Raw genomic sequence first — 20,882 nt, 5'->3', positions numbered from 1 at the left:
GTTATTTCTGTTGCACCGATTGCCACAACAACTCCGCCACATCCACCACCTGCACCTCGCGCTCGCCCTTCCGCGCCTTCACGCCGTCTTCCAGCATCGTCATACAGAACGGACAGCCGACCGCGACGACGTCCGCGCCTGTGTCCAGCAGTTGCTGCGCCCTCTCCTGATTGACGCGCTTGTCTTTGGGTTCGTCCACAAAACTCATCCCGCCGCCGCCACCGCAGCAGAAACCATTCGCGCGATTCATTTCGGGTTCGACGGGCGCGCGTTTGCTCGACAGTTGCACCAACTGGCGCGGTGCGTCGAAAACGCCGTTGTGGCGGCCCAGATAGCACGGATCGTGAAAGGTGACTTGTTTATCCGTCGCCGCCGTGGGCGTGAGTTTGCCGTCGTTGACCAGTGCGGCGAGGAACTCGCTGTGGTGAAAGACTTCGTAATGCCCGCCGAAGTGCGGGTATTCGTTGCGGAAGGTGTTGAAGCAGTGCGGGCATGACGTGACGATCTTTTTGACCTGATATTTTGCCAGCGTCTCGACGTTCTCTTTCGCCAGCATTTCAAACAGGAATTCGTTGCCGATGCGCCGTGCCGGATCGCCCGTGCAGTTCTCTTCGCGGCCCAGGATGGCGAATTTGACGCCCGCCTTTTTCAACAACTGCGCCGTCGCGCGCACGACCTTTTGATTGCGTTCGAGCAGCGCACCGCCACAGCCGACCCAGAGCAAGACCTCTGCATCAGCGGCGTCGCCAATCATCTCGACGTTCAAGCCTTCCGCCCAATCCAATCGCCCGGCCTGTGTGCCTTTGAAGGGATGCCCACGCGATTCGAGCGAAGTGATCGCGTCCTGCATCGTGTGGGGGAACTCGGCCTCTTCCATCACTAGGAAGCGGCGCATGTCCACGATCTTCGGCATCTGTTCGATGAAGACGGGACAGGCTTCCATACACGCGCCGCAGGTCGTGCAAGCCCAGAGCGCTTCGGGCGCAGTCGCGGGCACAGTGCCGATGATGGGAGATGGGAGATGGGAGATGGGAGATTGCTCGTGCAGCAGCGTGCGCAAATCCAGAATGATGTCGCGCGGCGAAAGCGTCTTGCCCGCCGCGTGTGCCGGGCAAACCGATGTGCAGCGCCCGCATTCGGTGCAGGCGTCGAAATCGGCCAGGTCTTTCCAGGTGAAGCCGGCCAGCGTCTTGACGCCCAGCGTTTCGGCTTGCTCGAAATCAATCGTCTTGAGCAACGCCCCGCTCGGTGCCAGTCGTGCGGTGTAAATGTTCAGCGGCCCGGTCAGCGCGTGAATCATCTTGGTGTAAGGCGCCCAGGCGATGAAGCCGAAGACTAAAATCGCATGCGTCCACCACGCGGCGAAATGCCAGTGTTGCAACAGCGTCTCGTTCAAAATTACCGCCGAAGCGCGCGCGATCACATACCCGAACGGCGACCATGCGCCCCACGGGTCGTGTGTCGCGGCAATGCGCCAGCCTTCGACCAGAAAGCCCGTTAGCACGATGGCCAACAGCGCCAGCAGGATCGTTTCGGCTTCATCGGTGTAAACCAGCTTCTTTGGCTTCAACTTCAAGCGCCGCCACAACGCAAGGCCGACGCCGAACAAAGTCAGCGCGCCGAACACATCCACGATGAACGATTGAAAGATCAGATAGAACCAGCCCTGCATCAGCGGTAGGCCGAAATCGTGATGCACCATCACGACGGTCGTGGCGATGGTCAGGATGATAAAGCCGGTGAAGATGAACGTGTGAAAGATACGCGCGTGCCGTTCGCGCAGTGTGCGTTGTTGGCCGAGCGCGTGTTTCAGCAGCAACTGCAAGCGTTCTTTCGGGCGGTCGAAACGGTCAACCGGCAAACCCTGCCGCCACGTTTGCACGCGCCGCCAAACGCCGTAAGCCGCCACGGCCAGCGACAAGGCGAAGAGCAGATACAACACCTCGACGTGCGAGATGTTCCAGAGGACTTCACGGGTTGGCGTAGTAATGAGCATCAATGCGTACATTCACATGGCGAAGCCTTTGGAGTGCGGCAGCTTGATGCCGCTTTGGTATCCCCTCTGATATTGACGCAATGAGGGCTGTGCTGGCGTGGCCGTCGTTCCTTGCGCTTGCTCGAAACGCCGAAGGGAATACCAAAGCGGCGTCGAGCCGCCGCGCTCCAAAGACACTGCGCGTCATGGATCAGCTTTTCGCCGCCGCCAGTTTCTCTTTCAACAACGGAATCACTTTCTTGTAATCCTCGACGATGCCAAAGCGGCAATGCTTGAAAATCGGTGCGTCGGCATCCGTATTGATCGCCGCGATGTTCTTGGCGTCGGAGATGCCCGCCAGATGCTGGCTCGCGCCGCTGATGGCGACGGCGAGGTACAGGCCTGGCGCGACCTTCTTGCCCGTCTGGCCGACTTGCCACGTCGGCGGGCACCAGCCCGAATCGCAGGCCGCGCGCGAGGCAGCGACTTGCGCATTGAGAATGGCAGCCAGCGCTTTCAAGTCTTCAAATGGTTCCGGCCCGCCCAAGCCGCGTCCGCCTGAAACGATAATTGCAGCGTCTTCCAGCCGCGCCTCGCCGGCTGCTTCATTCTTGCGTTCGATAATGCGCGTTGTGGCGGGCACGGCTTCGGGCATGACGTGTTTGATCTCGGCGTTGACGCCCTCGCGTGGTTCCGCAGGTTCAAAGGCGCGCGCGCGCAACCAGACCACGGCGGGCGCGCGTTGCAATTCAATCGTCGCCACGGCTTTGCCGCCATACACCGCACGTTTGACGCGCAGCTTGTCGCCGTGCGGCAGTAACTCAATGCCATCGGCCACAGCGCTGCCGCCCAAACGATAGGCCAGGCGCGGCGCGAGTTCCTGACTGTACGTGTCATTGCCGAAGAGCACGGCGTGCGCAGCCAACTCACGGCAAACCTGCGTAAGCGTGTTCAAACAGGCCTCTGGCTGGTATTCGCTGAATGCCAGGCTGGTGATAGTTTCTGCCAGCGGGCTTAGTGCCGTTTGCAGCGCGTCATCCGCTGCGCCAATGACAACGGCGTGCAATCGGCCGCCGTTGTCAGCGGCTAAACGTTGGCCTGCGCCAGAGACGCCTTGGGCCGCGCGGTCAAAACCGTTGGCGGCGAAAAGACAAATGATTACGTTGCTCATAAACCTAAAGTGACTGCGTGATGGCCAGCACGCGCTGGGCGAATTGCTCAACCTTCTGTTCCAGCGAGTCGCCGTTGACGAATTCGCAATTCACGTCCTTGACCGGAATGCTTAGCTCAATGACCTCGTAATAGTCACCGCCAGCTCGGATGGCCGCCGCGTCAACGCCTAATTCATCCAGCGTAAATCTGGTGAGCGGCTGGCGGAACGACATCATCACGTCGCGGGTTTTGGGGATGCGCGGCACGTTGTGTTCGTCGTTGGTGATCGAGACGACCAGCGGCGGCGCGGCTTCGACAATCTCAAAGCCGTTGTCAGTCTGGCGTTTCAACCGCAACTTGCCGTCTACAGTTTCAATGTGATCAACGAAGGAAACTGACGGGACGCCCAGCACTTCGGCCAGCAGTCCGGCGGTTTGGCCTACGCCCCAATCACCGGATTCGCGCCCGACCATCACGATATCAAATATGCCGAGTTTGCCGATGGCGGCGGCCAGCACTTGGGCGACCGCCAGTGGGTCAGGATGTGGATGACCATCGTTGACGACCAGCGCGGCGGCATCGGCTTTCATCGCGAGCGCCTTGCGCAAGCTATCTTCGGCGGATTCGGGGCCGAAGCTGAGCGCCGTGATTTTGCCCGCGCCAAGTTGTTCTTTGAATTGGAGCGCCGTTTCCAGCGCGTTTTCGCAAAAGATGTTGGTGACCAGCGAGGCCGACCCACGCACGGCTTCTTTTTTGTCGGCATCCACGCGGAACTCGCGCGCGGGCGCGAGCGGATCGAGGATTTGTTTGAGACAGACGACGATGTTCACGATGCCAGATAAAGTCCCTTGCCGGGATATTTGGGAATGGCCCCACAGGCGCTGCCGCCCGGCGAAAATAGATGTTGAAAAAATTGTCTTGCGGTGATGTCAGGCCTATAATGCCCGCGCTTTCGGTGACCTACTGACCGGTAGGTTGCCCGTAGGTGGAGAGTAGCTTTGCTTCGCAAACCCTGTCAAGCGGCAGTCATTTTCTTAGTTCAACAAGCTGGGCGTGCAGAGATGAACAGATAAATCACGCTATCTTTTCGATTCCATCAACGCTCTCACTCTGAGGGCGATATTCAGAACAGCACCAGCAAACGCCAGTACGAAAATGGAGGCCGATTATGCAGACACGCAGCTTGCTGCTCGCGGGCAGCCTTGTTCTCTCACTTTTCTGCACCACGTTGCTTTATGCGCAAACCACGAACGGGAACTTGCGCGGCAGTGTCACCGATCCCAACGGCGCAGTGCTGCCCAATGCGGCGGTCACCGTCAAGAATCGCGACACCAATGCCACGCGCAAAGCCGTTACCAATGAGGAGGGAACTTTTGCCGTAGACAACCTCGCGCCCGGCGAATATGAAGTCACCATCGAGGCGCGCGGCTTTCAGAAAACCCTGAAACCATTCACGCTGCTGACCGGCGCCAGCGTCGAAGAGCATTTCGCGCTGACCGTCGGCTCAAACAACGAGACGGTCGTTATCACTTCGGACTCCGCGCAGGTCAACACCAGCGATTACAAAGTGGATGGCGTTATCACGCGCGAACGCATCGAGAACCTGCCGCTCAATGGCCGCAGCTTTCTCTCGTTGGCGTCGCTGGAACCCGGCGTGGATGTGACCTTCGATCCGAACCCAGGCGCGGGCGGGCCGAACAATTACTTTCGCGTTTCGATTGCCGGCAGCACCAGCACCTTGACGCGCATTTCGGTGGATGGGGCCAATGTCAACGACCGCATCACGGGCGGCACGGCGCAAAATTTCTCGCAAGAGACGGTGCAGGAATTTCAAATCTCGACCTTCAACTTTGATCTGTCGGTCGGCAATACTTCGTCAGGCGCGGTCAACATCGTCTCGCGCACGGGCGGCAATCAGTATCGCGGCAGCGGCTTTTATTTTTATCGCGATCACAACCTCGCCGCTTACCCCGCCTTCAAACGGCCCGATGATCCCAGCGCGTTCAATCCCGGTTTCAACAACCCTGACCTGCGCAAACGGCTGATTGATCCGTTTTTTGCCCGGCGCAACATGGGCGTTAATCTGGGCGGGCCGCTCAAGAAAGACAAGCTCTTCTTCTTCTCCAACTTTGAATACACCAACCAGGTGGGCGCGCAAACCATTAGCTTTACCAATCCGATCTTTGCGGGTTTTAGCCACGTCGGACAATTGCCGTTTCGCGGCAAGCTGTTCAACACGCGCCTGGATTACCGGCTCAACAGCAAGCACAGCCTTTACCTGCGCTACAGTCAGGATCGCAACACCAATCTGTCGGGCAGCGGCAATCTGGAATCCACTTGGACTTCCAGCCGCAATTACGCCGATCAAACCAACGTGGGCCTGACCAGCATTTTGAAGCCGACGCTGGTGAATGAACTGCGCCTTTCCTATTCGTTTTACAGCAACCAACTGCGGCCGCCGAATCAAGAGGAGTGCAGCAATCCACAATACTGTTTCAATCTGAACGGGCCGCGCATTGGCGGCTTCGGGCTGACGCTGGGCAATGACGCCAACGTCACCCAGCACCGCATCTTGCGCACCTATCAGTTGAATGAAAATGTTTATTGGCAGAAGGGCGCGCATCGCATCCGCTTTGGCGGCAATTGGGAACATCTTTACGGCCACGGTAGTTGGGCGCGCATTTATCAGGGCACCTTCAATCTTTATTCGCCCGACACGCTGTTGACGCAAAACACCACACTTTACAACGCGCTGCCGGCGACGTTGCGCACGACAACGGCGGGCTTGCCGACCTTCGCTGATATTTTGAAATTGCCGGTCACGGGTAACATCTCGGTCAGCGTCGGCGATGCCAAACAGCCGCCCGTCTATCGCGGCAAAGAGGCCGCGCGCAATGACGCCTATCGCCTCTACGCGCAAGACACCTGGCAGGTCAAACCAAAGTTCAGCTTCAGCTATGGCATGGCCTGGTCATTTGACGACAACCTCGTCAGCCACGATTTGGACAAGCCCGAATGGCTGCGTCCGGTGCTGGGCGGGGCGAATGCTGACCTGCGTCCGACGCGCTATGATTACAACAACTTCCAACCGGCCATCGGCTGGGCCTGGGCCTTGGGCAAACAGAGCAAGACGGTCATTCGCGGCGGGTCGGGCATCTATCACGCTTCGCCGAATTCGTTTTACACACGGCTGGGCGAACGCGGCTTTATCGGGCCGGCGGGCAATGGCCTCGTGCCGTTCAATTCGCAACTCGTGCCCAATCCGTTTGCGGGCACGCCGACGCCGGGCAGCACGACGCCCCAGCCGGTGACGTTGAATTTCACCGCGCCGACTTCGTTCACCGGGCAGAACGCGATTGCCATCATCCCGGATTTGCGCACGCAATTGTTGGCGCGTTGGGGCGGCGGCACTGACCTTTCGATTCGCGGCATCGAAGTCACCAAGCAAGCGTTGGGGGCCGCTGGTGAAGGCATCTTCATGAGCGACTTGACGACGGGCTACACCTTCCACATCACCGCCGGAGTGCAGCGCGAGATTCGCCGCAACATGATTTTGACGGCGGATTTCGTGATGCGGCGCGCCGTGCATTTCGGCGGCACCGAAGCCGGGTTTGGCACCGACCTCAATCGTGCGACGCGGCCCACGGTCGTTGCCACTGATCCCATCACGCAAGTCGTGACCTTCGCGCAAACGCCCGTCATTCCGTTCTGCGCGAACGCCACGCAACTGAATACGCCGAAATTCCCTTGCTCATCGGGCGCGATCATCGGTTATTGGTCGGGCATCAACACGCGCTACACCGGGCTGTTGATGAAGCTCGACAAACGCTTTGCCAACGGCTGGCAGTTCACCGGGTCGTATGCGTTGTCGCGTTATGTGAGCAACGTCAATACGACGATTGCCAACCCGACGACGCCGGCGAATCTATATGAAACGCGCGGCATCGCCGGCAACGATGTGCCGCACCGCTTCACCTTCAGCGGCTTTTATGAAGTGCCGCGCTTCAAGGGTGAAAACAAACTGTTGCGCGGATTGCTCAACACCTGGATGGTCGGACTGATTTCGGATATGCGCAGCCGTCCCACGCTGAATCCGAATTTGGGTTTGGACATTGATGGCGACGGCAGTTCGCGCTACCTGCTGCCCGGCATTGGCTGGAACAAGTTCGGACGCGGCCTGGATGCCAGCGACATTCGCAAAGCGGTCGAAGCGCATAATGCCGATGTCATCGCGCGCGCCAAACCCGTGCCCGCCACGGCGACGGCGGCGCAGATCGCGCAATGCACGGTCTTTGTGAACGGCACGCGGATGTGCGGCGCGCGCACCCCGCAAAACCAGGTGATCCCGCTGATTTATTTGCCGGATAAAATCGCGAATGGCGATCCGTTCCTCTCGCAGGATGTGCGGCTGACGCGGCAGATTCAACTTGGCGAAAAGCGGCGGCTCTCGTTGATTGCCGAAGGCTTCAACATCTTCAACATCGCCAATTTGTCCGGTTACGGCAGCGGGTTGAACGCTGTCGCAGCACCAGGGACGGTACAACAGGCGACCTTCGGCCAGCCCAGCAACCGCGTCAATCAAATCTTTGGCACGGGCGGGCCGCGTGCGTTCCAGTTTGCGGCGCGGCTGAATTTCTAGCCGTGGAATGGCTTTGCACAAAAAGTCCCGTTTGCACAAAAAGTCGAGTGATTGCGTAGAAGCGCGCGCAAATCCAAATGACTTATCGCCGCTTTTTTTCAACCTGCACAAAAAGTCCGTCATTTTTAGAGGTTTTTGTGCAAAGCCCCGTGGAATAACCGCTTCCCGCTGACGACGCGGATGGCGCGGCGCACGGTCTGGCGAACAATCAATTCGCCAGCCGTTGCGCCCGCGCCATCCGCGTTTTATCTTGAGCACCGGTTTGAAAAGCCAAGCTGAGAAGGAGCGCCAAGCAAACATGCCCGAACCCATCGAATGCCGCGTCGTGCAAGAGTTCCCCTGTTATTACGACCTCTATGTGCCCGGCGGCGCGCAACCCAAACCACTGGTCATCGCGCTGCACGGTTACGGCGGCGACAAAAGTTCGATGCTGAAATTGATGCGGCGCATCAACGCAACCGACTTCGTCATCGCCGCGCTGCAAGGCCCGCATCAACATCTGGTCATGCCGACCAAAGAGAGTCCCAAACTCGGTTACGGCTTCGGCTGGCTCAGCAATTTCAAGCCGGAAGAGTCGGTTGAATTGCATCATCGCCTGGTACGGCAAATCATCGCCGAGCAATCAGCGGCGGGCACCATTGATGCGCAGCGCGTCTTCCTGCTCGGCTTTTCGCAAGCCTGCGGCGTGAACTTCCGCTTTGCCTTCACACATCCCGAACTGATTCGCGGCGTCGTGGCGATCTGCGGCGGCATTCCGGGCGACTGGGACAGCGAAGGGAAGTACGCCAGCGGCGCGGTGGATGTGCTGATTGTGGCAGGTGAACGCGATGAGTTTTACAGCCCCGAACGTATCGGGCAAAATGCGGCGGCGCTGGAACGCCGCGCCAAATCGGTGACGTTGCGCGCGTTTGACGCCGGACACGAGGTGCCGCGTGAGACGTATCCGGTGATTGATGAATGGCTGATTCAGCATAGCCAATGAGGGTTCAGCGTGATGCAATTAGCACTCTCCGCCATTGGGTTGGTTTTGGCTTTGTTGTTGTTGTTTTTTTGGCGCTGTCTCAACAAAGATCGGAAGGCCAAAAAGCAAAGAGTTGAAGCTATCCTGGCCGACAGAGAGCGGCTGAGTCCAGAAAGCTTTTACGAACGATTCTTCAAAGGCGAAACCGTCCCAGCCGAGACTGTGGCAAAAGTTCGCGCCATCTTTGAGGAAGAAATTTGTGCCGGGATAGATTTATCGCGGCTTGCGGCTGATGACGATTTCTTATCAACAGACTTGAAGCTACTCTGGGAACTCGATTCGTTGGCTTCAGTAGAGGTTATTTGCAGAATTGAGAAAGAATTTGGCATTGAAATCTCGCGCCAGGAAGCCGCGCAAATGAACACCTTTAACCAAGTAGTCGAAATCGTTTGGCGCAAAGTGCAGCAACAAAATTTGGTTTGAACTATGGCAGCAAATCTCGAATCTCAAATTGAAAAATGGTTTTCTCTCCCACTCGCCGAACTGAGCGACGAGACCAAACAAGAAGCCTTAGCTGTCTTCGACGAATTCAAAACCGCGCTCAATCGCGGCCAAATCCGTGCCGCCAGCCGCGACGAAAGCGGCGCGTGGCAGGTTCACCAATGGGTCAAACGCGGTATCCTGCTTGGCTTCCGCTTGGGCGGGCTGATTGATTATTCGATAGACAACACCTTTCGCTATTTCGACAAAGACACCTATCCGACCAAACGCTTCAGCGTCACCAGCGGCGTGCGCATTGTGCCGGGTGGCACGACCGTGCGCGACGGCGCCTATCTGGGCCAGGGCGTGACGATCATGCCGCCGGCGTACATCAACACCGGCGCTTATGTGGATGACGGGACGATGGTTGATTCGCACGCGCTGATCGGTTCGTGCGCGCAAATCGGCAAGCGTTGCCACATCAGCGCGGCGGCCCAAATCGGCGGCGTGCTCGAACCCATCGGCGCGCTGCCCGTCATCATCGAAGACGAAGTCCTGGTCGGCGGCAACTGCGGCGTTTATGAAGGCACCATCGTGCGCGAACGCGCCATCCTGGGTTCGGGCGTGATCCTGAACGGCTCGACGCCGATTTTTGACGCCGTGCGCGAAACGATTTACCGGCGCGCGGGCGATCAGCCGCTGGAAGTCCCGGCGGGCGCGGTTGTCGTGCCCGGCGCGCGCGCGATTACCGTCGGCGCGGCCAAAGACTGGGGCCTGTCGGTTTACGCGCCGATCATCGTGAAGTACCGGGATGAAAAGACCGAGGCGGCGGTGCGGCTGGAAGATTTTCTGCGCTAATTCGATTTTGGCTGGAATAAACCACGGGGAGCACTGGGACACGGGGAAGAAAGAACAACAGGCTCTGCTCAGGTTTTCCCTGTGTTCCCCGTGTCCCCCGTGGTTCGATTGCTTTGCCTTCACCAAATCACACACGTTATGACATCTGATTACACGATCCGGCTGTGCCAAGCCATCGAAGATTTCGATCAATGCGTCGAGATGCAACGCATTGTCTGGCGCTTTCCCGACGCCGAAGTCACGCCTGTGCGCGCCTTTGTCATCACCATGCATAGCGGCGGGTTCACCTACGGCGCATTTGACCCGGCTGGAAAAATGCTGGGCTTTTCGCACGCGCTGCCCGCCTTCGACACGACCAAGCGCCCGTTCATTTATTCGCACATGGCCGCCGTGTTGCCGGGGCTGCAAAACTCAGGCATCGGCCACAAGCTGAAACTGGCGCAGCACGAACACGCGCGGCGCATCGGCGTCTGGCCGGTCAAGTGGACGTTCGATCCGCTGCTCTCGCGCAACGCCAATCTGAACATCAACAAGCTGGGCGCGGTGGTGCGGACGTATCACGTCAACTACTACGGCAATTTCAGCACCAGCGAGATGTGGCGCGGGCTGGATACCGACCGGCTCTTTGTTGAATGGTGGGTGCAATCTGAACACGTCGCCAACGCGCTGGCGGGCAAGCGTCGCGCGGATGCGCCGGTAGCGGTTGTCGAAGTGCCTTATGACATTGATACGTTGAAGAAAGAAGACATGGAGGCGGCGCGCGAATGGCAATTCAAAGTGCGCAGCGGCTTTCAATCGCTGCTTGCCGACGGGCTGTATTGCGCGGGCTTTGAAGCCGGGCGCGAGGGCGGCAATAGCCGGTACTTGTTTTATCAAAACGAACACGTAGAGGAGAAAGAGTGAAAGCAAAAGGCAAAAATCAAAAGGCAAAAATCAAAAATGCGGAACTGATCTTTAATGAAAAGAAAAGTGCCGACCTTTTGCTTTTTGCCTTTTGCTTTTTGCCTTTTGCCTTTTGAAAGCCATGAAAATCGAACGCATTGAACTCATCGAAATCAAACTCCCGCTCATCGCCCCGTTTGAAACCAGCTTTGGGCGCACCTTTGAGCGGCGCATCATTCTGACCAAAATCTTTGCCGACGGCCTGCACGGCTGGGGCGAATGCACCTGCAACGAAGGCCCGTTCTACAACCACGAAGCCACCGACATGGCCTGGCTCGTGCTGCGCGATTTCGCCGGGCCGATGGTTTTGGGCAAAGAGATCAGCGCGCCGACCGAAGTGCCCGCGCTGACCGCCCGCATTCGCGGCAACAAGATGGCGCGCGCCGCCATTGAATGCGCCATCTGGGATTTGGAGGCGCGGCGGCAAGGCGTCCCGCTCTGGCAACTGTTGGGCGGCACGCAGGAAGTCATCAACTGCGGCGTCTCGCTGGGCTTGGAAGACAGCGACGCCGCGATGTTGAAGAAGGTCGAGAAAGAAGTCGCCGCCGGATACCAGCGCATCAAGATCAAAATCAAACCGGGCCGCGATTACGCGATGATCCGGGCCTTGCGTGCCGAATACCCCGACATCACGATGTCGGTGGACGCCAATTCGGCCTACACCTTGAACGATGTTGCGTTGCTCAAAAAGATGGACGAGTTCAAGTTGCTGATGATCGAGCAGCCGCTGGCTTACGACGACATCCTTGACCACGCCGCCTTGCAGCCGCAGTTGCAGACGGCCCTCTGCCTGGACGAATCCATCCTGAGCGAAGACGACGCGCGCAAGGCCTTGCAACTGGGCGCCTGCCGCATCATCAACATCAAACTGGGCCGCGTTTCGGGCCACACCGAAGCGCGCAAGATTCAAGCCTACTGCCACGCGCGCAACATCCCGACCTGGTGCGGCGGGATGCTGGAAGCAGGCATCGGGCGCGCGCACAACATCCACATGTCCACGCTGCCGGGCTTCACGCTGCCGGGCGACGTGTCGGCGTCGCAGCGTTACTGGGCGGAAGACATCATCACGCCGCCGGTCGAAGTCACATCGGGCGGGACGATTCCGCGTCCGATGGGCGTGGGGTTGGGGTACGAAGTGAATGAGAAGCGGATTGAAGAAGTGACGGTGCGGACGGAAGTGATCGAGTAAAGCAATGACAGGAATCAACGGAACAAAAGCCTTGTGGTCGCCGGAGATTGCCAGCGCTTTCGATCCTGACGCGGAAGTGGTGATTGCGCCGGGTGATTGTCTCGCCACGCTGCGCACGCTGCCGGATGGATTGGCAAAGCTGGTGATTACTTCGCCGCCTTACAACCTTGGCAAGGTTTACGAGAAGGTGGCGGAGCTTGAGCAATATCTGACAGCCCTTGCGCCGATTGTGGATGAGTTGGTGCGCGTGCTCGCGCCGGAAGGCTCGTTGTGCTGGCAGGTGGGGAACTACGTCGAAGAGGGTGAGGTCTTTCCACTCGATATTTTCTACTACCCGTTTTTCAAGTCGCGCGGATTGAAGCTGCGCAACCGCATCATCTGGCATTTCGAGCACGGGCTGCACGCGACGAAACGATTTTCGGGTCGCTACGAAACATTGCTGTGGTTTACCAAAGGCGACAGCTACACCTTCAATCTCGACCCTGTGCGCGTGCCGTCGAAGTATCCGGGCAAGACGCATTTCAAAGGCGAGAAGTACGGCCAGCCGTCGGGCAATCCGCTGGGCAAGAACCCTGCCGATTTTTGGAAGATCGTGGAGCGCGATTGGGAAGCGGCGTTGTGGGAAATCCCGAACGTCAAAGCCAATCACCCAGAGAAGACGATTCATCCGTGCCAGTTTCCGATTGAGCTGGTCGAACGCTGCGTGCTGGCTTTGACCAATGAAGACGATTGGGTGCTCGATCCGTTTTCAGGCGTGGGGTCGGCGTTGCTGGCGGCGTTGCGCCACAAACGGCGGGCATTCGGTTGCGAGAAGGAAGAAGAGTTCGTCACGCTGGCGCGCCAGCGCGTGGAAGATTTGTACACGGGCAGGCTGCGTTATCGTCCGTTGGGCAAACCGGTTCATCAACCGACAGGGAGAGAGAAGGTCAGCCAGATTCCGCTGGAATGGTTGAGCAAAGGAGATTGACTTGAAAGTTGCCGGTACCTACTCGTTCAAAAATGGCGAAAAGGTGATTGCCAAACGCTACCCGCGCTTGCTTGACGAAGTTCTTGCGGTCATCAAACAGGTGCACGCGCCTCATCATAAAAGCAAAGTCAGCAAAGAAAAGACGATGCCGGGCCGCGCGCTTTTCAGCCCACGTTCGCTGAACAAATCGTTCAAAGCGGAGTTTGCCAAGTTTGCTTGGAGTCCGGTGCGCGTGCCTTGCCAATACTCCGAACAGCATTATTCGGCTGATTACGAGAATCGTTTGGTGAGCCGCGGCGCGTTTCGGGAAATGGATTTTGTGAAAGAGAAACTTGGCGTCGAAGTGCAGTTCGGCAAGTATGCGTTCATGGTCTATAACGTTTGCGCGAAGATGACCATCTTCCACAACCTCGGACACATCAATCTCGGCATCGAAATCGTACCGGTCAAGGCGTTTGCCGAAGAGATGTCCACCGGCGTTTCTTACTTCGAGCAGTTCATTTGGGATTTGGAGCATCGGGGCGTCTCGGACATTGATATTCCTGTCTTGATTCTGGGCATTGATTCTTAAACTTGCGGAGCGCCGCCGCGAACGGGCACGACAGCGCTGTTGTCCGCCACATCCACCCGCGATTAACCATCAAAGCAGTTCCATCATCACAACCATCGGAAAGGAAACAGCTATGGCAGAGAATCGTGGAGTCGTTTATTTAGGGCCGGGTCAGGTCGAGGTGCAGGAAATCAAGTATCCGAAGCTTGCCAATCCCAAGGGCAAGCGGATTGACCACGCGGTAATTCTGAAGATCGTCTCGACCAACATTTGCGGCAGCGATCAGCATATGGTGCGGGGCCGCACGACCGCGCCCGCCGGGCTGGTGCTGGGGCACGAGATCACGGGCGAGGTGATCGAAGCCGGCAAGGGCGTTGAATTTCTGAAGGTCGGCGATCTGTGCTCGGTGCCCTTCAACGTGGCGTGCGGGCGTTGCCGCAGTTGCAAGGAGCAGAAGACCGGCGTTTGCCTGACTGTCAATCCGGCGCGCGCGGGCGGGGCGTATGGCTACGTTGATATGGGCGGCTGGGTCGGCGGGCAGGCCGAATACGTGCTGGTGCCCTACGCCGATTTCAACCTGCTGAAGTTCCCCAACAAAGATCAGGCGATGGAGAAGATCAAAGATCTGACTTGCTTGTCTGACATTCTACCGACGGGCTATCACGGCTGTGTGTCGGCGGGCGTAGGGCCGGGCACGATTGTTTATATCGCGGGCGCGGGGCCGGTGGGCTTGGCGGCAGCGGCTGCGGCGCAACTGTTGGGCGCCGCCTGCGTGATCGTGGGCGACATGATTCCGGCGCGCTTGAAGCAGGCGAAGTCGTTCGGCTGTGAGGTCGTGGACTTGTCGAAGAGTGCGACATTGGGCGAACAGATCGAACAGATCGTCGGCGAGCCGCAGGTGGATTGTGCGGTGGATGCGGTTGGCTTTGAGGCGCGCGGTCATGGGTCGCTGGCGGGCGTCGAGCGTCCGGCGACGGTGCTCAATTCGATTATGGAAATTACGCGCGCCGGGGGAGCGTTGGGCATTCCAGGCTTGTATGTGACGGACGATCCGGGCGGCGTGGATGACAACGCGAAGATTGGCAGCTTGAGCATCCGCCTGGGTTTGGGCTGGGCCAAGAGTCATTCGTTTGTCACCGGGCAGACGCCGGTGCTGAAATACAACCGGCAACTGATGAACGCGATTTTGTACAACAAGATCAAAGTCGCCAAAGCCGTCAATGTCACGGTCATCACGCTGGACGAAGCGCCGAAAGGCTACGCCGATTTTGACAAAGGCGCGGCGCGTAAGTTCGTGATTGATCCGCACGGGCTGTTGAAAAAGGCGGCTTGAAATCAGTACCGCGCGCGTGAGCAAGCGGATGCTTGGATGCTAACAAACCAGCACCGCTTGCTCACGCGCGCGGTACCGTCCCAAAGGAGTTTTATGAAAGCGATTTGGAAAGACGCAGTGATTGCCGAAAGTGACGCGACCGTCGTGGTGGAAGGGAATCACTACTTCCCCCATGCGGCGCTCAAGACAGAGCATTTTCAGTCCAGCGAGACACACTCGGTCTGCCCTTGGAAGGGGACGGCCAGTTATTACAACGTAGTCGTCAACGGCGAAGTGAACAAAGATGCTGCCTGGTTTTATCCGCAAACAAAAGACGCCGCGAAGAACATCGAGAATTACGTCGCGTTTTGGAAAGGCGTGCAAGTCAGCGAGTAGCCGCGTTATGTCTGTTAAACACCAGCCCATCGAACAAGAGATCGCCGAACTCCGCCGCGCGTTGCTGGAGCACGACTACTGCTATTACGTGCTCAATCAGCCGGTCGTCAGCGATGCCGAATACGACGCACAGATGCGCCGGTTAAAAGAGCTGGAAGCCGCGCGGCCTGACTTGGTGACGTCCGACAGCCCTACGCAACGTGTGTCGGGGCAGGTGGTCGAGGGGTTCGCGCGTTACCGGCACAAGCGCCCGATGATGTCGCTCGACAACAGCTACAGCATTGACGAATTGCGCGAGTGGGCCAGACGCTGCGAGAAGCTGGCCGAAGGGCGGGCGTTTGATTATGTGGCTGAATTGAAAATTGACGGTCTGAGCATCGCGCTGATTTACGCGCGCGGCGTGCTGGCGCGCGGCGTGACGCGCGGCGATGGCGCCCAGGGCGATGTCGTGACGCAGAACGTGCGAACAATTCGCTCGGTGCCGTTGCGCTTACGTACTGAAGTTGGCGCGCAAGAAATCGAAGTGCGCGGCGAAGTTTTCTTGCCGCGTGAATCCTTCGACAAAATTAATCGCGAGCTAGCGGACGAGGGCGGGCAGACCTTCGCCAATCCACGCAATGCGGCGTCGGGAACGTTGCGCATGCACGACGCGCGGATTGTGGCCGAACGGGCGCTGGATATTTTTTGCTATCAGTTGTTCTTTGATGGCACAGACGCCTTCGACACGCACGCTGAATCACTGGAATGGCTGGCGCAGTCAGGTTTCAAAGTGAATCAGCACTGGCGGCGTTGCGGTGCGATTGAGGAAATCGTCGAGTTTTGTAACGCCTGGGATGAAAAGCGATTCAAGCTCAATTACGACACCGACGGCATTGTTGTGAAGGTCAATCAAGTCGGCGTGCGTGACCTGCTGGGTTCGACCGGGAAGTCGCCGCGCTGGGCGATTGCCTATAAATTCCCGGCGCAACAGGCTTCGACGCGCTTGTTGGATGTGCTGTACCAAGTTGGGCGCACCGGCGCGGTGACGCCGGTCGCGGTGTTGGAACCGGTATTGTTGGCGGGTACGACCGTGGCGCGCGCCAGCATGCACAATGCTGATGAGATGAACCGGCTCGGCGTATGGCGCGGCGATTGGGTTTTCATCGAAAAAAGCGGTGAGATTATCCCGCAGGTCGTCAAAGTCATCACTGAAAAGCGCACAGGTGAGGAATCGGAATTCGTTTTCCCCACCGCTTGTCCCGAATGCGAAACGGAACTCATTAAGCCAGCGGGCGAGGCGGTCACGCGTTGCCCAAACCCCGATTGCCCCGCTAAGTTGCGCGAGGGCTTGCTGCATTTTTCCCAGCGCCGCGCCATGCGCATCGAAGGGCTGGGTGTGGCGTTGGTGCAGCAGTTGACCGCTTTCCGTTGGCAACGCGACAAGCAGGGCGAGCCGCTCTTTGCCGCTGATGGGCAGCCTTTGAAATTGCCGCCGTTGGTGCATGATGCCGCCGACTTATATCTGCTCAAAGAGCGCCGCGACGAATTGATTGCCCTCGAACGCATGGGGGCCAAGTCGGCGGGCAACCTGCTCGAACAGATCGAAGCGAGCAAGGAAGCAGGCCTCGCCCGGCTGCTGTATGGGTTGGGCATTCGGCATGTCGGGGAACGCACCGCTCAAATTCTGGCCCAGCATTTTGGCGAGCTTGAAAAGCTGCGCAATGCCTCCAGCGAAGAACTGGCCCGGATTTATGAGATCGGCGAAGTCGTCGCCCGTTCCATTGCCGACTGGTTCGCCCAAAAACAGAATCGGACATTGGTGGACAGGTTAAAAGCTGCCGGGGTCAAGACAGATTTGGCTGCCGCCGTGGGCCAGCCGGTCGCGCGCGTTTTCGAAGGATTGCAATTCGTCCTGACCGGAACGTTGCCGACAATGAAGCGGGAAGAAGCCAAAGCTTTCCTCGAAGCGCGTGGCGGCCGTGTGGTCGGCAGTGTCAGTAAAAAAACAGACTACCTGATTGCCGGGGAAGAGGCTGGTTCAAAACTGACCAAGGCGCAGGAACTGGGGATAAAAATTTTGAGCGAAGCCGAAATGGTTCGTCTAGGATAAGCGTAAGGCTAACTATTTCTGTACTTAGAGAAAAATTCACTTAATATGCAAATAGTACATTTGTGCCCTTGTCAACAATTAGGTTGCTGCATATAATGCAAAGCAACTAGCAGCGGAAAATACCCTAATGGCTGAGGACGCTGCTGAATCGGGGGGACTGAAAAGGCCCCCCATTAACATTTCTGGGAGCAGTTTTTCCGCTCCAAATTTCCCAAGGTTAGAATTTCACCCGCACGCGATAGCTGAGGACGGCCTCGCCATCCTTTGCTACCGGCACGTTGAAGCGCGCCGCAAAGGCCGCCGTCTTTTCCGCCGGGAAGGTCGAACTGAGCATTTCCCAATCGCCGCCGATGGGTTCGTTGACGACGACGGTCACGGCCTCGTCCTTATGATTGCGGATGCGAATCTCGTAGGCGTATTCAAACACGCGCCGGGCGATGTTTTTGAAATCGGTCTGCTTGCGCTCGGCCACCACGTCAAAGGCGTCGCCGAGTTTGATGCGGACGGTTTCATCTTTGGGCGTGTGGTCAATGCGGTCTTCGCCGACGAATTGCTGTGCGCCTGTGCCATCCGCTTTGTAAACGCGCACGACGCCGGCGGGCAGCGGCATGCCCAGATTGTTTTCCTTCGCGTTTTTGAAGCCGACGTAAACGCCGACCTTCTCTTTGACCGGCTCGCCGGGATTGTTGTAGCCCTGAAAATAGAAAGCCTGTCCGTTGACGACGAGTTCTTTTTTGATGTTGAAGTTGTCGCTCGACAACAGGCTGATTTGCTTGGTCTCGTTGTTCTTGATGTTGGTCTGACGTTGCAGCGTATACAGGTGATATTCAAAAAACGCCTGCTCTTGAAACTGCGGTTGCGGCGCCGCGCCAGCGCGCATCGCCTCCATGCGCACTCCACCGAGATTGGCAAGAGGTTCTTGCACACGGTTGACATCGCCCGCCACGAGTTTCAATTCGGCGTTGCGATAGGCCGTGCCGCTGGTATTGTTGAGCGTGACCCAGCCATTCAAATCGGCTTTGGTGTCGTTCTGATTGACGACGAGCACGTAATCAGAGCGCCAGTTCAACCCTGTTGTCAGATACGACGCCTCGACCGTATGCGTTTCGGCAGCAGTGTTGTTGAGCGTCCAGACCAGCGTCGGTTTGGCGATCAGGTCTTGGGGCAGGCGGTCAAAGCGAATCTCGGCGACATTGGTCGGATTGATGACGATCTGATTGCCGATTTGCCAAACCTGGCCGCCGTTGTTCGAGAGCAGCGTCGCGTTGGTCGGCACCAGCTTTTCGGAATTGTTTTCCAGCGTTTTCAGCACCAGCGTCAACTCCTTACCGACGTATTTGTCCAACAGCTTTTGCGGATTGAGCAGATCGTATTCGTAGCTCTGCTCGACGACTTCCAGCGCATTGGGCGCGGTGACGGATTTGATGTGCACCGAGGTGGCGTTGATTTGTTGCGCGACGTCCATAAAACGCAACTGCGACGTGCCGCGCGGCAGCCGCAACGTGCGCGTGTCTTTGACCAAACCGAGGTTGGAATTGTAAACGGTGATGGCGACGCTCTTTTGGTCTTCGATAGTGCTCGCGCCCGTTTGGCTGGCGGTTTGACCCGCAGTCTGCCCAGCAGGTTCAGCAACTTTTGTCTCTTCATTCATCTTTTTTGCTCCTTCACGGCGCGCGCGGCCGTCGTTGGCTGCCCATGTGTTCCCAGCAAACAGCGCGAACGTGAGCGTCCACGCGGCGAATGTGCGGCAGGTTTTGTCAGTTGTCATGGTTTCTCCTTTTTGACTTGGCGGCGTCAAGGGCCGGGCCAAAACGCGAGGGTGGCGTTTGGCCGATTCTGAACGCGGTGTGGGATGCGGCTTGCAGGCGTTCGGTTGAGACTATAGCGCCGCCGCCAGGAAAACGACACTTGTCGCACCGTAGGCTGGAAGTTGCACGCCAATCAGTTTCAGCGGATGATGCGCGGCGATGCTGATGGCAAGGCGCAAAATTTTGAGTTCGATTCTCGCGCTCTTCTGGCTGAGCGCGTGCAGCGGCCAGCTTTACAAGGTCGCCACGCCGCCCAAAATTACCGCGCCACCGTTGCTGGCGGAGGCGACTGGTTTGAGCGTCGCGGCCAAGGCTTTAAGTGGCGACGAAGCCCTGGAGCAATTTGACGCCAATCTTTTGTTGGCGGGCCTCGTCGCCGTGGATGTGCGGTTGGTCAATCGTGCCGCCGCCCCGTTGCAACTGGCGGCGCTGCGGGCGGAATTGCATGACAACAGCACTACGCTTTTCAAACTGCTGACGCCCAAACAGGCGCTCGAACAGGTGATGCGTTATTACGGCAATCGGCTCTATGCCAAGGCGGCCTATGCGCAAACGCTCGCCAGTTATGAAGCGCTTGCTCTGCCGTTGACCGCCACCCTTGCCCAGCAAGAAGAACTGCGCGGTTTTCTCTTTTTTGAGACGAAAGCCGATGCCACGACCTTGACCGGTTTGACGCTCACGCTCAACGGCTTGCCCACGCCCCTCACCTTGAAACTCGACTAAACCACCGTGTACCCAAACGCTCAACCCACAACGCCCGCGTCCGGCGCGCTCGACCAGCTTTGGCTGGGCGCAAAACACTTTTTTGCCGGACTGAATTTGCTCTTTCGGCAACGCCAATTGCTGTGGCTGTCACTGGTGCCGCTGATGCTGACCGTGGTGATGCTGGTCGTGCTGGCAGCGTTTTTTGCCTGGGTCGTAGGCGGCTTGCTGGTTGGCATTGCCACCTTTTTAGCGGGATTGGCCGGACAGCCCAAAGGTGTCTCGCCGGAATTGGCGCTGACGTTGCAAGCCTGGTCGTTCCTGCTCGGTCTCTTTTTCGCCAGCACGTTTTATCTGCCGTTGGCGCGCGTGTTGCTCGCGCCGTTTAGCGAAACGCTGTGCCGCAAGACGCATGAACTCACACACTCCGGCACGCGCTATCAATCTTCGCTCGGCTGGGCGCGCGCAATGTGGGAAGGCTTGAAACTGGTGGCGTTGCAACTGGCCGTTCTGCTGGTTGGTTTGGTCATCAGTTTTGGCTTGCCGGTGATTGGGCAGCTGTTTTTGATGCTGCTGACGATGGTCTTGTGCGGCATGGATTATCTGGATGTGCCGCTCGCGGCGCGCGGCCTGCCGTTGCGCGCGAAACTCGGCTTGCTGTGGCGCCACAAATTGCTGGCATGCGGTTTTGCGGCGGCGGGCTACGTGCTGCTTTACATCCCGCTGGTCAACATCCTGTCTTTGCCGGTGGGCGTGATTGGCGCAACATTGCTGACCGATCAATGGCCTGAGCAGCAATGAAATCAGCAGAGAGTGAAACGACAGAGCCGCAGTATTGTGCGCAACGCTGCGGCTCTGTCGT

General features: G+C 58.0%; 17 protein-coding genes. 13 read left to right on the top strand and 4 right to left on the bottom strand.

Annotated features, from left to right (window positions below):
* Position 1: 1 nt before the first annotated feature.
* From HY011_00355 to HY011_00345, 3 genes are all read right to left on the bottom strand, one after another.
* Entirely contained in the window at positions 2 to 2,008 is a 2,007-nt protein-coding gene (locus HY011_00355; GenBank protein MBI3421380.1) for a (Fe-S)-binding protein, read from the bottom strand.
* A gap of 178 nt (positions 2,009 to 2,186) precedes the next feature.
* Entirely contained in the window at positions 2,187 to 3,146 is a 960-nt protein-coding gene (locus HY011_00350; protein MBI3421379.1) for an electron transfer flavoprotein subunit alpha/FixB family protein, read from the bottom strand.
* A gap of 4 nt (positions 3,147 to 3,150) precedes the next feature.
* Entirely contained in the window at positions 3,151 to 3,957 is an 807-nt protein-coding gene (locus HY011_00345; protein MBI3421378.1) for an electron transfer flavoprotein subunit beta/FixA family protein, read from the bottom strand.
* Positions 3,958 to 4,295: 338 nt separating this feature from the next.
* On the opposite strand from HY011_00345, the gene HY011_00340 reads away from it, so the two are divergent.
* The 11 genes from HY011_00340 (at position 4,296) to ligA (ending at position 17,510) form a co-directional block, all read left to right on the top strand.
* Entirely contained in the window at positions 4,296 to 7,766 is a 3,471-nt protein-coding gene (locus HY011_00340; GenBank protein ID MBI3421377.1) for a carboxypeptidase regulatory-like domain-containing protein, read from the top strand.
* A gap of 298 nt (positions 7,767 to 8,064) precedes the next feature.
* Positions 8,065 to 8,748, top strand: coding sequence for a hypothetical protein (locus HY011_00335; GenBank protein MBI3421376.1), 684 nt, complete (start codon positions 8,065 to 8,067; stop codon positions 8,746 to 8,748).
* A gap of 12 nt (positions 8,749 to 8,760) precedes the next feature.
* Positions 8,761 to 9,210: a hypothetical protein gene (locus HY011_00330; GenBank protein MBI3421375.1), complete on the top strand. Its 450-nt coding sequence runs from the start codon at positions 8,761 to 8,763 to the stop codon at positions 9,208 to 9,210.
* A gap of 3 nt (positions 9,211 to 9,213) precedes the next feature.
* Entirely contained in the window at positions 9,214 to 10,065 is an 852-nt protein-coding gene (locus HY011_00325) for a 2,3,4,5-tetrahydropyridine-2,6-dicarboxylate N-succinyltransferase (protein MBI3421374.1), read from the top strand.
* A 138-nt stretch (positions 10,066 to 10,203) separates the two neighbouring features.
* The gene (locus HY011_00320) at positions 10,204 to 10,968 is read left to right on the top strand and encodes a GNAT family N-acetyltransferase (GenBank protein ID MBI3421373.1); all 765 of its coding nucleotides are present in this window, start codon (positions 10,204 to 10,206) and stop codon (positions 10,966 to 10,968) included.
* A gap of 121 nt (positions 10,969 to 11,089) precedes the next feature.
* Entirely contained in the window at positions 11,090 to 12,196 is a 1,107-nt protein-coding gene (gene menC, locus HY011_00315; protein ID MBI3421372.1) for an o-succinylbenzoate synthase, read from the top strand.
* A gap of 4 nt (positions 12,197 to 12,200) precedes the next feature.
* Positions 12,201 to 13,163, top strand: a complete 963-nt coding sequence (locus HY011_00310) for a site-specific DNA-methyltransferase (protein ID MBI3421371.1) — start codon at positions 12,201 to 12,203, stop codon at positions 13,161 to 13,163.
* A gap of 1 nt (position 13,164) precedes the next feature.
* Positions 13,165 to 13,734 (top strand): restriction endonuclease, encoded by a 570-nt coding sequence (locus HY011_00305; protein ID MBI3421370.1) that lies wholly within the window; start codon positions 13,165 to 13,167, stop codon positions 13,732 to 13,734.
* A 112-nt stretch (positions 13,735 to 13,846) separates the two neighbouring features.
* On the top strand, positions 13,847 to 15,046 hold the full coding sequence (gene fdhA / locus HY011_00300; protein MBI3421369.1) for a formaldehyde dehydrogenase, glutathione-independent: 1,200 nt from the start codon (positions 13,847 to 13,849) through the stop codon (positions 15,044 to 15,046).
* Positions 15,047 to 15,139: 93 nt separating this feature from the next.
* Positions 15,140 to 15,421: a DUF427 domain-containing protein gene (locus HY011_00295; GenBank protein ID MBI3421368.1), complete on the top strand. Its 282-nt coding sequence runs from the start codon at positions 15,140 to 15,142 to the stop codon at positions 15,419 to 15,421.
* Between the two features lie 7 nt (positions 15,422 to 15,428).
* Positions 15,429 to 17,510 carry an NAD-dependent DNA ligase LigA gene (gene ligA, locus HY011_00290; protein ID MBI3421367.1) on the top strand — a complete coding sequence of 694 codons (2,082 nt, stop codon included), beginning with the start codon at positions 15,429 to 15,431 and terminating at the stop codon, positions 17,508 to 17,510.
* 217 nt (positions 17,511 to 17,727) lie between these two features.
* Here ligA and HY011_00285 read toward each other — a convergent pair whose 3' ends face one another.
* Positions 17,728 to 19,161: a DUF4139 domain-containing protein gene (locus HY011_00285; GenBank protein MBI3421366.1), complete on the bottom strand. Its 1,434-nt coding sequence runs from the start codon at positions 19,159 to 19,161 to the stop codon at positions 17,728 to 17,730.
* A gap of 322 nt (positions 19,162 to 19,483) precedes the next feature.
* On the opposite strand from HY011_00285, the gene HY011_00280 reads away from it, so the two are divergent.
* Together HY011_00280 and HY011_00275 are read left to right on the top strand one after the other, a co-directional pair.
* The gene (locus HY011_00280) at positions 19,484 to 20,041 is read left to right on the top strand and encodes a hypothetical protein (protein MBI3421365.1); all 558 of its coding nucleotides are present in this window, start codon (positions 19,484 to 19,486) and stop codon (positions 20,039 to 20,041) included.
* A 6-nt stretch (positions 20,042 to 20,047) separates the two neighbouring features.
* Positions 20,048 to 20,821 carry an EI24 domain-containing protein gene (locus HY011_00275; GenBank protein ID MBI3421364.1) on the top strand — a complete coding sequence of 258 codons (774 nt, stop codon included), beginning with the start codon at positions 20,048 to 20,050 and terminating at the stop codon, positions 20,819 to 20,821.
* Positions 20,822 to 20,882 lie beyond the last annotated feature (61 nt).

The sequence above is a fragment of the Acidobacteriota bacterium genome (assembly GCA_016196035.1).
Lineage (GTDB): Bacteria > Acidobacteriota > Blastocatellia > RBC074 > RBC074 > JACPYM01.
Note: the sequence above shows the minus strand (reverse complement) of the source record. Positions and strands in the feature narration are given on the sequence as shown.